9 protein-coding genes and 1 pseudogene are annotated in these 14,191 nt (G+C 53.8%); 3 read left to right on the top strand and 7 right to left on the bottom strand.

Annotated elements, in window-relative coordinates:
- Window positions 1–44 precede the first annotated feature (44 nt).
- Both EO763_RS10105 and EO763_RS10100 read right to left on the bottom strand, forming a co-directional pair.
- Complete coding sequence (locus tag EO763_RS10105) at window positions 45–512, bottom strand: OsmC family protein (RefSeq protein WP_010300828.1); 468 nt, start codon at window positions 510–512, stop codon at window positions 45–47.
- Window positions 513–592: 80 nt separating this feature from the next.
- Entirely contained in the window at window positions 593–1,138 is a 546-nt protein-coding gene (locus EO763_RS10100) for a MarR family winged helix-turn-helix transcriptional regulator (protein WP_161528854.1), read from the bottom strand.
- Window positions 1,139–1,200: 62 nt separating this feature from the next.
- Here EO763_RS10100 and EO763_RS10095 point away from each other — a divergent pair, with 62 nt between their 5' ends.
- Window positions 1,201–2,073: an EamA family transporter gene (locus EO763_RS10095; RefSeq protein ID WP_103199151.1), complete on the top strand. Its 873-nt coding sequence runs from the start codon at window positions 1,201–1,203 to the stop codon at window positions 2,071–2,073.
- A gap of 268 nt (window positions 2,074–2,341) precedes the next feature.
- Here EO763_RS10095 and narI read toward each other — a convergent pair whose 3' ends face one another.
- The 5 genes from narI to EO763_RS10070 all read right to left on the bottom strand — a co-directional run bounded on the left by narI (window position 2,342) and on the right by EO763_RS10070 (window position 11,189).
- Window positions 2,342–3,031: a respiratory nitrate reductase subunit gamma gene (narI, locus tag EO763_RS10090; protein ID WP_010276906.1), complete on the bottom strand. Its 690-nt coding sequence runs from the start codon at window positions 3,029–3,031 to the stop codon at window positions 2,342–2,344.
- The gene (gene narJ / locus EO763_RS10085; RefSeq protein WP_039489277.1) at window positions 3,031–3,750 is read right to left on the bottom strand and encodes a nitrate reductase molybdenum cofactor assembly chaperone; all 720 of its coding nucleotides are present in this window, start codon (window positions 3,748–3,750) and stop codon (window positions 3,031–3,033) included. The genes narI and narJ overlap by 1 nt, the downstream gene beginning before the upstream one ends.
- On the bottom strand, window positions 3,743–5,323 hold the full coding sequence (narH, locus tag EO763_RS10080; RefSeq protein WP_103860562.1) for a nitrate reductase subunit beta: 1,581 nt from the start codon (window positions 5,321–5,323) through the stop codon (window positions 3,743–3,745). Before narH ends, narJ begins: the two co-directional genes overlap by 8 nt.
- Window positions 5,323–9,084 (bottom strand): nitrate reductase subunit alpha, encoded by a 3,762-nt coding sequence (locus EO763_RS10075; RefSeq protein ID WP_103159823.1) that lies wholly within the window; start codon window positions 9,082–9,084, stop codon window positions 5,323–5,325. The genes narH and EO763_RS10075 overlap by 1 nt, the downstream gene beginning before the upstream one ends.
- A gap of 716 nt (window positions 9,085–9,800) precedes the next feature.
- Window positions 9,801–11,189, bottom strand: a complete 1,389-nt coding sequence (locus EO763_RS10070) for a NarK family nitrate/nitrite MFS transporter (protein ID WP_103164813.1) — start codon at window positions 11,187–11,189, stop codon at window positions 9,801–9,803.
- A 336-nt stretch (window positions 11,190–11,525) separates the two neighbouring features.
- On the opposite strand from EO763_RS10070, the pseudogene narX reads away from it, so the two are divergent.
- Both narX and narL read left to right on the top strand, forming a co-directional pair.
- Window positions 11,526–13,333, top strand: a pseudogene (gene narX / locus EO763_RS10065) (nitrate/nitrite two-component system sensor histidine kinase NarX).
- A complete protein-coding gene (gene narL / locus EO763_RS10060) occupies window positions 13,326–13,976 on the top strand; it encodes a two-component system response regulator NarL (protein ID WP_011093590.1) in 651 nt (216 codons plus the stop codon). Before narX ends, narL begins: the two are co-directional and overlap by 8 nt.
- Window positions 13,977–14,191 lie beyond the last annotated feature (215 nt).

The following is a 14,191-nucleotide window of genomic DNA, read 5'->3' as shown; positions in this document are numbered from 1 at the left end:
TGTGCTACTCGTGGTTATCTTTCCGCGTCGATAAGCCGTTCGGCTCAGCCTAACGTCGGCTCGCAGTTCACAGGGAAATTCACCGAGTGAGCGATGTAGCAGGCATCGTGCGCCAGTTCGTGCAGTTTGGCATATTGCTCGGCGGTAGGCTGCTTTTCGCCGCTGAATGTCACCTGCGGACGCAGCGTAACGTCCAGCATCGCCATTTTTCCCGCTGCGTTCACCCCCATCGTCCCCACCGCGTGGTCCTGATAGTCATCCACGCAGAAGCGTTTTTTAGCCGCAATGGAAAGAAACCACAGCATATGGCAACTGGACAGCGAGGCTACCAGCGCTTCTTCGGGATCGACCGCATCCTCCAGCGAAAAAGGCAGCGGAACGACATGAGGTGACGACGAGGCACGCAGCGTAATCCCACCGTCAAACTGCCACTGATGCAGGCGGCTGTAGCGGTTATCAATAAAATCTTGCCCATCGCGTTGCCAGCAGATTGATGCACGGTATTCAGACATGACCCAGTTCCCAGTGTTGTGACAGATTCAGTGTTGTGACAGATTCAGCGTTATGAAACATTCAGGTGTTGTCCGACGACTTAACGCTTCTCTTTCGGCGCAGCACGCCCAGCGTGACTCTCCAGCCCTCGCAATAGCGCAGCAAGGTTAGCATCAAGAGAAGCCAGAACCTCGGCAGGCAGCACCGATAACACCTGACGCTCATTCTCAATGTGTGCTTCAACCGCGCGGTTAATCAGTTCAAGTCCCGTGCTAGTGAGTTTCACGAGCATACTGCGCGCATCCTGTTCGTTCTGCACGCGTTCGATAAATCCGCGGGTTTCAAGGCGTTTGAGTCGGTGAGTCATGGTGCCTGACGTCACCATCAGCGCGGAGAACAGCTCCGTCGGGCTAAGGCAATGCGGCGCACCTGCACGCCGCAGCGTAGCCAGCATATCAAACTCCCAACTGCTCAGTTCAAATCTGGAGAAACAGGCTTCCAGACGCAGTTCGATGAACGCGGCACATCGTCTGAGGCGTCCAATCGGCCCCATGGGGCTGGCATCTAGATCGGGCCGTTCGCGCCGCCACTGTTCAAGAATGGCATCTACCGCATCATATTCGCGTTCGCTGGTTTGATTTTTCATTTATCTTGACTTCAAGGTAATTAATCAACACTATCATGATATCTTGAATTGAAGGTAAAGTCATGAACACTACATCCTCACCACACTATTGGCGTGACGTCATACTCACGGCGCTGGCTCCCGCAATTTGGGGATCTACCTACATTGTGACATCAGAAATTCTGCCACCGGATCGCCCCTTCACGGCGGCGCTTATCCGCGTCCTGCCTGCCGGTCTGCTACTGCTCCTATTTACTCGCCGCTTCCCCGCCCGGCGAGACTGGTGGCGTGTGCTCGTGCTCAGCGCTTTGAATATCGGCGTTTTTCAGGCACTGCTGTTTGTCGCGGCTTATCGCTTGCCTGGTGGGCTGGCGGCGGTACTCGGTGCGATCCAACCGCTGCTGGTGATGGTGCTGGTCTGGGCAGTGGATCATCGCGCGCCCAGACTGGCTACGCTGTGGTCGGCGATCATTGGTGTGGTCGGCATGGCTATTTTACTGCTGTCACCGCAGACGACATTTGAACCCGTGGGCATCGCGGCCGCACTGCTGGGTGCGGTCTGTATGGCGACGGGAGTCTGGTTAACACGTCGCTGGCAACTTGATTTGCCCGTACTGCCGCTGACCGGCTGGCAACTCTTCCTCGGCGGATTGATGCTGGCACCCGTCGCGTGGGTAGTCGATGCGCCTCTGCCTGCGTTAACGCTGTCGCAATACGCCGCCTATATCTATCTCTGCCTGGCTGGTGCTGTGATCTCTTATGGGCTGTGGTTTCGTGGCATAACCCGTCTGCCGACAATTGCCGTTGCGTCATTGGGATTATTGAGTCCGTTAACTGCCGTGGTGCTGGGTTGGGTGTTACTTTCACAGTCGATGACCGGTACGGCGTTTCTGGGTTTGGCAATCGTCTTAGCCAGCGTCTTCGCCGTGCAATGGACGACGGCGCGAAGCAAGTAATCGACTGAACTGCCGATGACGATCGTTGTTGGCGGGGAAAGATGAAAAGGAAACGATTAAAACAGCAGCGTTATAATAACGCCGCTGTTTTAAATTGATGACTGATCTATTTGTAAAACGAAAACGGGGTAATGGAATAGAAGAGTAAAGCGTCCGCGCCAGGGATGGCGCGGCTCGAGCTTACAGGGAGGTACTTGCAGCGTCTTTACGATCTATCCATTATCCCCGCTTCACGTACTTCATCAGCAAGCCTTATTTTCTATCATACTTAGCGACGGTTACGCACTAACTGGTAGCGACGCGTCAGATACTCGACCGGTGCGCTCCAGATGTGAACCAGACGGCAGAACGGGAACAGAACGAACAGCGTCAGACCCAACACGATGTGCAGCTTGAAGATCAGCGCGACACCCGCCAGATGCTCAGATGCTCCCCCCTGGAAGAACGCCACGCTCTGCGCCCAACCGACCAGCTTCAGCATTTCACTGCCGTCCATATGCTGTGCAGAGAACGGGATGGTCAGCAGACCCAAACCCGCCTGAATCACCAGCAGAGACAGAATAAGAATGTCGCCAACGCTGGACGTGGCACGAATGCGTGGGTTGGTCAGACGGCGTTTTAACAGCAGCACACCACCGACAAACGTCAGCAGACCTGCCGCACCACCGCCGAACATCGCCATTTTCTGTTTTACATCCATCGGCAGGAAGGCTTCGTACATCCAGTGCGGCGTCAACATACCGAGGAAGTGCCCGGCGAATACGCCCAGAATCCCCAGATGAAACAGGTTAGACGCCAGACGCATCCCTTTCTTATCCAGCATTTGGCTCGAACCTGCGCGCCAGCTGTACTGGCCGTAGTCATAACGTAGCCAACTGCCAATCAGGAAAATCGCCATCGCCAGGTAAGGATAGATGTCAAAAAAGAACACATTAAAATAATTCGTGATTGCACTCATTAGCGTTGCCCTCCCGCCGATGTCGCGTCAAGATTCAGATATTGCGGCACCACCGCGCCAGCGAAGCGGCGTTGGTGTTGCGTTTGTTGGGCCGATGCGCAGCCTTCTTCGCCGAGGAACTTAACCTGTTCCTCTTCCCACACGGCATCCAGCGCCTGCGGCGTGTCGTCACGCGCTTCGTCAGCGACCTGATGTGTGACATCGTCACTTTTCAGGTCGCTACCGGACAACGCCAATAGCAGATCAAACAGCGCGGCATAGCTGCTGTCACGCTGCTGCAAACGCGCACCAATCAACGCCAAAATCGGCGCGATGTCGAGTAAACCCGCGCGACTCTGCGCGGGCTCCAGACGAGAAAGGTACTCAAGATACAGCGGCAGGTAGTCCGGCAGCTCACGGCAATCCAGCGCCAGACCGGCATCCTGATACTGCTGCATGAGATCGACCATCGCCTGACCACGGTCGCGAGACTCACCGTGAACGTGCTCAAACAGCAGCAGCGAGGTCGCCCGACCGCGGTCAAACAGGCCGCTATACTCCGCCTGTTTGTCCAACAGATCCTGCGCGCACAGCGTATTAATGAACTGCATGAGCTGATGACTCTCACGCAGCGGTAAAGCATCAGCCTGCTCTACCGCTTCGATCAGCTCAGCCCGGTTTTCCCACAGCTCGCTATCGGGATAGTCCAGCAGGCGAGCAATAATCCGCAGGCTAATCATGGTTCGTCTCCCGCATGATTTTGCTGTTCATGTCACGCGTTTTACTGCTGACATCAATGGCATCAATACGCTTACTGTTGAACAGGTTGAATTTGGTATCGCTACCGTGGCAACCATCGCCAAAGCTGAAACCGCAGCCTTTGCTTTCAGGAAAGGCTTCACGCGCCAGTTCACGATGGCTTGATGGAATCACGAAACGGTCTTCGTAGTTCGCAATCGCCAGATAGCGGTACATTTCCTGCGCCTGCGCTTCAGTCAGCCCAACCTGCTCCAGCGCGCTGGTGTCGATTTTGCCTTCTACGGTTTCTGCACGTTTGTAGTGACGCATCGCCAGCATACGTTTCAGCGCCAGCAATACGGGCTCGGTATCGCCTGCGGTCAGCAGGTTCGCCAGATATTGCACCGGGATACGCAGGCTTTCGACGTCCGGCAATACGCCAGTGTGCGCCAATTGACCCGCATCCGCGGCAGACTGAATCGGTGACAACGGCGGCACGTACCACACCATCGGCAGCGTGCGGTATTCTGGGTGCAGCGGCAGCGCCAGCTTCCAGTCCATCGCCATTTTGTACACCGGCGACTGCTGTGCCGCTTCAATGACGCTGTTTGGAATGCCATCTTTCAGGGCTTGTTCAATGACTTTCGGGTCGTGCGGGTCAAGGAACACATCCAGTTGGCTCTGGTACAGATCTTTCTCGTTTTCCACAGAGGCCGCTTGCTCGATGCGGTCTGCATCATAGAGCAACACGCCCAGATAGCGGATACGTCCGACGCAGGTTTCTGAGCAGAGCGTCGGTTGACCACTTTCGATACGCGGGTAGCAGAAAATACATTTTTCTGATTTGCCGCTCTTCCAGTTGAAGTAGATTTTCTTGTACGGGCAACCGGTCAAGCACATACGCCAGCCGCGACACTTGTCCTGATCGATCAGGACGATGCCGTCTTCGCCGCGTTTGTAGATCGCGCCGCTCGGACAGGTCGCCACACACGCGGGGTTCAGGCAGTGCTCGCACAGACGCGGCAAATACATCATGAACGTGTTTTCGAACTGGCCGTACATCTCTTTCTGCACATCATTGAAATGGACAGGATCGAAGTTCTTATCCTTGGAGCGTTTGCTGAATTCGCCGCCCAGATCGTCTTCCCAGTTCGGGCCGTTCTCGATTTTCTTCATCCGCTGACCGGTAATCAGCGAGCGCGGACGGGCGACAGGCTGATGCTTGCCTTCCGGCGCTTTACGCAGGTTCTGATAGTCGTAGTCGAACGGCTCATAGTAGTCGTCGATTTCCGGTACATCTGGGTTAGCGAAGATTTTGGACAACACACTGATGCGGTTACCCATACGCGGTTCGAGCTTGCCGCTGATTTTACGGATCCAGCCGCCCTTCCATTTTTCCTGATCTTCCCAGGCATGGGGATAGCCCACGCCCGGTTTGGTTTCGACGTTGTTGAACCAGGCGTATTCCATCCCTTCACGGCTGGTCCAGACGTTTTTACAGCTAACGGAGCAGGTGTGACAGCCAATGCATTTGTCCAGATTCAGCACCATGCCCACTTGTGAACGAATTTTCATCAGGCTTTCTCCTGCTGTACCGCTTTCTGTACATAGTCCTGGCCTTCATCATCCAGCCAGTCGATGCGTTTCATTTTACGAACCACGACGAACTCATCACGGTTTGACCCGACGGTGCCGTAGTAGTTAAAGCCATAAGCCAATTGGGCATAGCCGCCGATCATATGGGTCGGTTTCGGCGTGATACGGGTTACCGAGTTGTGAATACCGCCGCGCTGCTGGGTAATTTCCGATCCCGGCAGGTTAATAATGCGTTCCTGCGCGTGGTACATCATGGTCATTCCCGCAGGTACACGCTGGCTGACAACCGCACGCGCCGTCAGCGCACCGTTGGCGTTGAACGCTTCTATCCAGTCGTTATCCTCAATACCCAAATCACTGGCATCGTCTTCGCTCAGCCAGATAATCGGGCCACCGCGACCCAGCGTTAGCATCAACAGGTTGTCGCTGTACGTGGAGTGAATGCCCCATTTTTGGTGCGGCGTCAGGAAGTTCAACGCTTTTTCCGGGTTACCGTTAGGTTTCTGGTTCATCACCGGTGCAGCAGCACGGGTATCGACCGGCGGACGGTATACCAGCAGGCTTTCACCGAAGGCACGCATCCATTCATGATCTTGATACAGCTGTTGGCGGCCGGACAGCGTACGCCACGGAATCAACTCGTGAACGTTGGTATAACAGGCGTTATAGGAAACGTGTTCGTCTTCCAAACCAGACCAGGTCGGGCTGGAGATGATCTTGCGCGGCTGTGCCTGAATATCGCGGAAACGAATTTTCTCGTCTTCTTTATTCAGTGCCAGATGCGCGTGGTCACGACCGGTGAATTTGCTCAGCGCTTCCCACGCTTTCACAGCCACCTGACCATTGGTTTCTGGGGCCAGAGACAGAATCACTTCTGCCGCATCGATCGCCGTTTCAATCTTCGGACGACCTGCCGCCGCACCGTCAGTCTTGGTGTAGTTCAGTTTTTTGAGGAAATCGACTTCGGTCTGTGTGTTCCAACCGATGCCTTTACCGCCGTTACCCAGCTTGTCCATCAACGGACCAAGCGAGGTGAAACGCTCGTACAGGTTCGGGTAATCGCGCTCCACCATCATCAGGTGGGGTGCAGTTTTGCCCGGAATCAGATCGCATTCGCCTTTTTTCCAGTCATCCACGCCGAACGGCTGCGCCATTTCTGCTGGGGAATCGTGTTGGATTGGCAAGGTAACCAGATCGGTTTCCTGACCAAGGTGTCCCTGACAGACGCGGGAGAAGGTTTTCGCGATACCTTTGTAGATTTCCCAGTCGCTTTTGGAATCCCACGCCGGATCGACAGCCGCAGACAACGGGTGAATAAACGGATGCATATCCGAGGTATTCATGTCGTCTTTTTCGTACCAGGTTGCCGTTGGCAGGACGATGTCGGAATACAGACAGGTACTGGACATACGGAAATCAAGCGTCACCACCAGATCCAGTTTGCCTTCAACGCCTTGATCGCGCCATTCCACTTCTTCCGGCTTCACGCTGCCCGCCGTGCCCAGATCTTGCCCTTGAATGCCGTGCTCCGTACCCAGCAGGTACTTCAGCATGTATTCGTGGCCTTTACCGGAGGAACCCAGCAGGTTAGAACGCCAGATGAACAGGTTACGCGGGTAGTTTTGTGGACTATCCGGCTGTTCAGCGGCAAATTTGATTTCGCCTGATTTCAACGCAGCAACGGTATATTCCTGCGGCGTGACACCGGCGGCACGCGCTTTTTCTGCGATATCCAGCGGGTTAACGTTCAACTGCGGTGCAGATGGCAGCCAGCCCATACGTTCGGCACGCACGTTGAAGTCAATCATGCTGCCAGTAAAGCGGGATTTATCCGCCAGCGGTGACAGCAATTCCTGCGGCGCGACGGTTTCATAACGCCACTGGCTGGAATGGTTATAGAAGAACGACGTACTGTTCATGTGACGAGGCGGGCGCTGCCAGTCCAGACCAAACGCCAGCGGCGTCCAACCGGTTTGCGGACGCAGTTTTTCTTGTCCGACGTAGTGCGCCCAACCGCCACCGCTCTGACCGACACAGCCGCAGAAGACCAGCATGTTGATGATGCCGCGGTAGTTCATGTCCATGTGATACCAGTGGTTGATACCGGCACCGACGATGATCATGGAACGACCGTGCGTTTTATCGGCGTTATCCGCAAATTCACGCGCAATGCGGATGATGTTCTGACGAGAAACGCCAGTAATTTTCTCAGCCCAGGCTGGGCTGTACGCTTTCACATCGTCGTAATCGCGCGCGCAGTTGTCGTCGCCCAGACCACGATCCAGGCCGTAGTTCGCCATTGTCAGGTCATACACGCAGGCAACCAGCGCTTCGCTACCGTCAGCCAGCGTCAGGCGCTTAACTGGCAGTTTGTGCAGCAGGATTTCTTCTAGCGCAACGTTGTTGAAATGTTCGCTGACCGCGCCGCCAAAATACGGGAAGCCGACATCAACCACAGCGTCGTGCGACCCCAGCAGGCTCAAGCGTAGCTTCACTTCTTCGCCGCTCACGCCGTCACGCTGTTCCAGGTTCCATTTGCCCTGATCGCCCCAGCGGTAGCCGATTGACCCTTGCGGTGCCGTCAGGTTGCCGCTTTCATCGTCAATCGCGATGGTTTTCCACTGCGGATTGTTGTCTTGGCCGAGGTTGTCCACCAGATCGGAAGCACGCAGCATACGACCCGCCGCGTAGTAGCCATCTTCACGCGGTTCCAGCAGCACCAGCATCGGTAAGTCCGTGTATTGACGAACGTACTCGCTGAAATACTGGCTCGGTTTGTCGAGGTGGAACTCTTTCAGAATAACGTGGCCCATTGCCAGCGCCATCGCGCTGTCGGTACCTTGTTTCGGGTTCAGCCAGTGGTCGCACAGCTTGGCGATTTCAGCATAGTCCGGCGTGACCGCAACGGTTTTGGTGCCTTTGTAGCGAACTTCCGTAAAGAAGTGGGCATCCGGCGTACGGGTTTGTGGAACGTTAGAGCCCCAGGCAATGATGTAAGAGGAGTTATACCAGTCTGCCGATTCCGGTACGTCAGTCTGCTCGCCCCAGGTCATGGGTGACGCCGGTGGCAAGTCACAGTACCAGTCATAGAAGCTCAGGCACACGCCACCGAGCAGAGAGAGGTAACGCGCACCCGCTGCGTAGGACACCATCGACATTGCAGGAATCGGTGAGAAACCGATAACGCGGTCTGGGCCATAGGTTTTGGCGGTGTAAACGTTAGAGGCAGCGATCAGCTCGTTAACTTCGTTCCAGTCAGAACGAACGAACCCACCACGGCCACGAATTTGTTTGTAGTATTGGGTTTTTTCGGGGTCATTGACGATGGACGCCCAGGCATCAACCGGATCGCTGTGCGTCAGTTTCGCTTCACGCCACAGCTTCATCAGGCGCTTACGCATCATCGGGTATTTCAGGCGGTTAGCGCTGTAAAGATACCAGGAGTAGCTGGCACCGCGCGGGCAGCCGCGAGGTTCATGGTTAGGCAGGTCCGGGCGGGTACGCGGGTAGTCAGTCTGCTGCGTTTCCCACGTCACCAGACCGTTTTTCACATAAATCTTCCAGCTACATGAACCGGTACAGTTTACCCCGTGGGTAGAACGTACGATTTTGTCATGCTGCCAGCGACTGCGATAGCCGTCTTCCCAGTCACGATTGGTATTGAGGGTCTGGCCATGACCATCAGAAAACGGTTCAGCCAGTTGTTTGAAGTAACGTAACCGGTCAAGGAATTTGCTCATCCGGACTCTCCTGCTGCGAAGCCTGCTGGCCCCTGTCGTTATGAAATGCTCGTAGCAGACATCTGTTTTTGCTTACGACACATCGCTCAAATTGGCGCTAGGGTATCCAGCAACCGCGTCGTCAAACTTGATAACGATCAAGAGTGTCACCCTGTGAAAAACGGAGTACACCGCCAACTACCACCAAAGAATTATCACGAAAAAATCACGTAATTAAATGATTTTAAAGGATAAAAATAAAACCATTTGTTTTGTGCTTATACTGAATTCATACACACGACTATTTAGAGGTAGTAGTCAGGAGGCGACGAAAAATTGCTCGAACAAGAGAGATGACATATGGACGTTTTAGTATGGGGATAAGCCCCAAGATCACAGAATGTTCTGTCCTTATTTTTTCCGGCGTAAGAATTGTGCTGAGGTGAGCGTGACTGCCGGGTGAGCCGCATGGAAGCGGCGAAAATCCGTGCCGCGTCGGGAACGCGTCACGGGTGGCCCGAATAGCAGTCACGAACGCCGAAGGTATCGCGTAGCGACACAATTAGCGCCAACAAGCCAGAGGTCAAGGAGCGCGGCAATTGAGCGCTCTTTGTCGGGCGCACGCTACGGAGTAGCATGAAAATAACAGTGTTAATAGCGCACGAAACCGCCTCTTAGCCGGCATAAAAATGTAGCTAGGAGGCAGTTGGGAGGAATGAAGCAAGTCAACTCAACGCTTAGCGTTGCTTTCTGGCGTAGAACAGCCAGGTCACCAATACGCACACCACGTAGCACACCACAAACACCTTCATCGCACCGGTGGGTGAACCCGTTAACTCAAGCGATATCCCAAAAGCCTGAGGAATGAAGAAGCCGCCGATAGCGCCAATGGCTGAGATAAAGCCCAGCGCTGCTGCGGTATCCGTGGCGGCCGCACGCTGCGCATCCGCATCGCTTCCACCCTGTGTTTTCACGCGATCTGCCGTTAATTTTCGGAAAATCACGGCGATCATCTGGAATGTGGACCCGCTACCCAGACCGGCCGTCAGGAACAGCATCATGAAAATGCCAAAGAACATCCCGAATGAACCCGCAGAGTTCGCACTCGGCAGAGACAGGAACAACAGCACCGAGAAAATCGTCATCAGGATGAAGTTAATCAGCGTCACTTTTACACCGCCAAAGCGGTCAGACAGCATTCCGCCAACCGGACGTGCCAGCGCCCCCAACAGTGGCCCAAAGAACGCGTAGTACAGAATCACGATGTCTGGGAACTGCGTTCTGGACAGCATGCCGAAGCCTGCTGAAAAACCGATAAATGAGCCAAATGTGGACAGATACAGGAAGCTGAGTACCCACAGGTGCATTTGCTTCAAAACCGGCAACTGCTTGCGTATTGATGCATTGGCAGTCGACAGATCGTTCATACCAAACCAGGCAGCGGTTGCGGCAATCACCAGGAACGGTACCCACATCCAGGCGGCATGATGCAGCCAGATCTGGTTGCCATCAGGTTGCACAACGCCATTGCCGGAGAATCCCAGAATCGGCAGGAAAATCACCACGGGCACCAGCAGTTGCATCACGCTCACGCCGAGGTTACCCAATCCGCCGTTAATACCTAACGCACTACCCTGACGTGATTTAGGGAAGAAAAAGCTGATGTTCGCCATGCTGGACGCGAAGTTAGCACCCGCGAAACCACACAGCAGAGAAATTGTGACGAAAACGCTGTACGGCGTTTGCGGGTTTTGTACGGCAAACCCGAGCCAAATACACGGGATCACCAGAATGATGGTACTTAATGTCGTCCAACGGCGACCGCCAACCATGGGGATCACAAAGGAGTAAGGAACGCGTAACAGCGCACCGGAGACGGAAGGCAGCGCAGTAAGCAAAAATAACTGGTCTGTGGTAAAACTAAATCCGACCTTGTTTAGGTTAACGGCTACGGTACTGAAAATCATCCAGACACAAAACGACAACAGCAGGCACGGTACAGAGATCCAAAGATTACGCTGTGCTATCCGTTGTCCGCCAGATTGCCAGAATTTTGTATCTTCAGGATTCCATTCCCTTATCAGCGTGCTTTGCGATACTTTTTCGGGTGATGAAGGCTGCGTCATAAAAACCTCGATAAATAAAAACGCGGTAGAATTAAGGCGCAACATTAGGGATTACACCGCAGGTAAAGTTGATGCAAATCAACGCACTGTCAGGTAAAAAAACCGAGTAAAAATAACCACACTCCTTAATGAGTAATAAAAATAGAAAAATAAGCAACGATAATTCAAGCTGTTATATCTCTATTTTTTCTTACTGTCATATCCCCTTTCAAGGCATGGATATTCGGTGGTACTCACTAGTGGGTATGGGGTTATCATGTAGGATCGGGAAAAATGCCAAAAGGGTTATCCTTCTCGGTACTGGTTTTCTACTCCTCCAGCAGAGGTCGCTTTATTATGTTGAAACGTTTCCTGCTGCCGCTGTCGCTCGTCAATCAGGTTGCCTTATTGATGCTGCTACTCGGTTTGCTGGGTATTGCAGGTATGTCGGTTTCCAGTTGGATGTCTCAAAGCATTCAAGGGAACGCGCACGCCATTAATAAAGCGGGCTCGCTGCGCATGCAGAGTTACCGCCTGCTCTCGATGGTGCCACTCTCTGCCGAGAATGAAATTTACCTGCAAGAACTGGAAGAAGACGAAATCAGCAGCGACCTACAGCAAGCAGTACGTCGGGAAGGGCTCAGTGAACAATTCACTGAACTGCGCGTTTTCTGGCTGGAGAATCTGCAACCGCATTTGCGGCAGGCAACCCACTCCGCGGATGCCTCAGCAGATGTCGCCCGCTTCGTGAAACAGCTCGACGATCTGGTTTCCGCCATCGATCATAAAACCGAACAGCGGCTGATGATGGTCACGTTGGTGCAGCGTATCTTCATCGGCATCATGTTTATTCTGCTGGCCACCACGTTCTTTTACCTGCGTCGCCGCCTGCTGACACCGTGGCGGCATTTGGTTTCGATGGCGCAGGCTATTGGCCACGGCGATTTCACCCAGCGCGTTACCATCAACGGTCATGATGAAATGAGCACGCTGGGACAAGTGCTGAACAGCATGTCGGATGAACTTTCCGCCATGTACCACAGCCTGGAACTGCGCGTCGCCGAGAAAACGGCCGACCTGCAACAGAAAAACGATCTGCTTTCTTTCCTTTATCGCGCCAGCCGACGCCTGCATACTGGGGCACCGCTGTGTAGCCGACTGATGCCGATCCTGAACGAACTGCAGTCACTAACTCCGCTGCGTAATATTCAACTACGGCTGTATGAAGATAATAATCAGGAACAGTTTCACCAGATTAGTGATTACAGTCCGTCACCGCCGGATCACTGCCCAGATAACAGCTGCCAGAGCTGCGGTATGCAGGAAAAACGGGAAGAACTACCGGGCGAGCCTCACTGTTGGGACCTGCACGACAAGCACGGGCAATATGGCGTCGTGTTAGCCACGCTGCCGGGCAACGCCGTGCTGAGCCGCGATCAGAATCAGTTACTGAATACCTTATTGGAACAGTTGACTAGCACGCTGGCGCTGGAGCGTCAATCCAACCATCAACAACAACTGATGCTGATGGAAGAACGCGCCACGATTGCCCGCGAACTGCACGACTCTATTGCCCAGTCCCTCTCCTGCCTGAAAATTCAGGTGAGTTGCCTGCAAATGCAGGGCGGCAATTTGCCACCCGCATCACAGCAGTTGCTGACGGAAATGCGGGAAGAGCTGAACACCGCCTATCGCCAACTGCGTGAGCTGCTGACGACGTTCCGGCTGAAGCTGTCGGAATCCGGCTTACTTGCCGCGCTGCGGGCATCGGTCGATGAATTCGGCAAGCGACTGGGTTATCCCATCGAATTACATTACCGCCTACCGCCGCAGTCGGTCTCCGCTCATCAAGGTATTCACGTTCTGCAAATTGTGCGTGAAGCGCTGAGCAATATTTATAAACACGCGCAGGCCACACAGGTCGATATCACGCTACAGCTACGTCAGGGTTACATCGAACTCAGCGTAGCCGACAACGGCATCGGTATCCCTGATGATGCCAGTCGCGCCAACCACTATGGACTTATTATCATGCGTGACCGTGCACGGGGTTTGCACGGCGAATGCATTGTTCGACGCCGGCCGTCGGGGGCACTGAAGTCAATGTCAACTTCCTCTCCGAATACCGTCACCGGCTGCCATTAACAGGAGAAATTCATGATTAACGAAGATGCCGCCACCCTACTGCTGATTGATGACCATCCCATGTTGCGGAATGGTGTTAAGCAACTCATCAGCATGGACCCAGAATTACAGGTGGCAGGTGAAGCCAGTCACGGCGAACAGGGTGTCGAGTTAGCGGAGCAGTTGGACCCAGATTTGATTCTGCTCGATTTGAATATGCCAGGCATGAATGGCCTGGAAACACTGAATCGCCTGCGGGAAAAATCGTTATCTGGCCGCATTGTCGTCTTTAGCGTATCCAACCATGAAGACGATGTAGTCAATGCATTAAAAAACGGGGCCGACGGCTACCTGCTGAAAGATATGGAGCCGGAAGATTTATTGGCCGCGCTGCATCAGGCGGCATCAGGGAAAATGGTGCTAAGTGAAACGTTGACGCCGATTCTGGCCGCCAGCCTGCGCGAAAGCCGCCACAGCAGCGACCGAGATATTCAACTGCTCACGCCACGCGAACGCGATATCCTGAAGCTGCTGGCTCAGGGATTATCCAATAAAGTGATTGCCCGCAAGCTCACGATTACTGAAAGTACCGTTAAGGTTCACGTCAAACACCTGTTGAAAAAAATGAAGCTAAAATCACGGGTTGAAGCGGCCGTCTGGGTATTACAAGAAAAAGTCATTTAATCCCATCGTCACAAGATACCGCGATTGTCAGCGGTACGGATCAGGCGCTCTGGCGCCCTTCCGTACGAGATTATCCTCGCGTGAGCGAGGATGTCGCCGTAGTTAATGAAAACAGCGTTGATGAAAATAATTGTTGGAAATACCACCAACGCCCCGCACAATCTAAACGGTTGCTAAACGGCACCGGCATTTATAGCCATTATCCTAATTAATGT

Origin of the sequence: Pectobacterium odoriferum (assembly GCF_009931295.1) — a bacterium.
GTDB classification, from domain to species: domain Bacteria; phylum Pseudomonadota; class Gammaproteobacteria; order Enterobacterales; family Enterobacteriaceae; genus Pectobacterium; species Pectobacterium odoriferum.
Note: the sequence above shows the minus strand (reverse complement) of the source record. Positions and strands in the feature narration are given on the sequence as shown.

Bases quoted from the DNA above. Each gene is read 5' to 3' on its own strand.
- EO763_RS10100 (WP_161528854.1), bottom strand. From the start codon at position 1,138: ATGAAAAATCAAACCAGCGAACGCGAATATGATGCGGTAGATGCCATT.
- EO763_RS10095 (WP_103199151.1), top strand. From the start codon at position 1,201: ATGAACACTACATCCTCACCACACTATTGGCGTGACGTCATACTCACG.
- EO763_RS10105 (WP_010300828.1), bottom strand. From the start codon at position 512: ATGTCTGAATACCGTGCATCAATCTGCTGGCAACGCGATGGGCAAGAT.
- narL (WP_011093590.1), top strand. From the start codon at position 13,326: ATGATTAACGAAGATGCCGCCACCCTACTGCTGATTGATGACCATCCC.
- narJ (WP_039489277.1), bottom strand. From the start codon at position 3,750: ATGATTAGCCTGCGGATTATTGCTCGCCTGCTGGACTATCCCGATAGC.
- narH (WP_103860562.1), bottom strand. From the start codon at position 5,323: ATGAAAATTCGTTCACAAGTGGGCATGGTGCTGAATCTGGACAAATGC.
- narI (WP_010276906.1), bottom strand. From the start codon at position 3,031: ATGAGTGCAATCACGAATTATTTTAATGTGTTCTTTTTTGACATCTAT.
- EO763_RS10070 (WP_103164813.1), bottom strand. From the start codon at position 11,189: ATGACGCAGCCTTCATCACCCGAAAAAGTATCGCAAAGCACGCTGATA.
- EO763_RS10075 (WP_103159823.1), bottom strand. From the start codon at position 9,084: ATGAGCAAATTCCTTGACCGGTTACGTTACTTCAAACAACTGGCTGAA.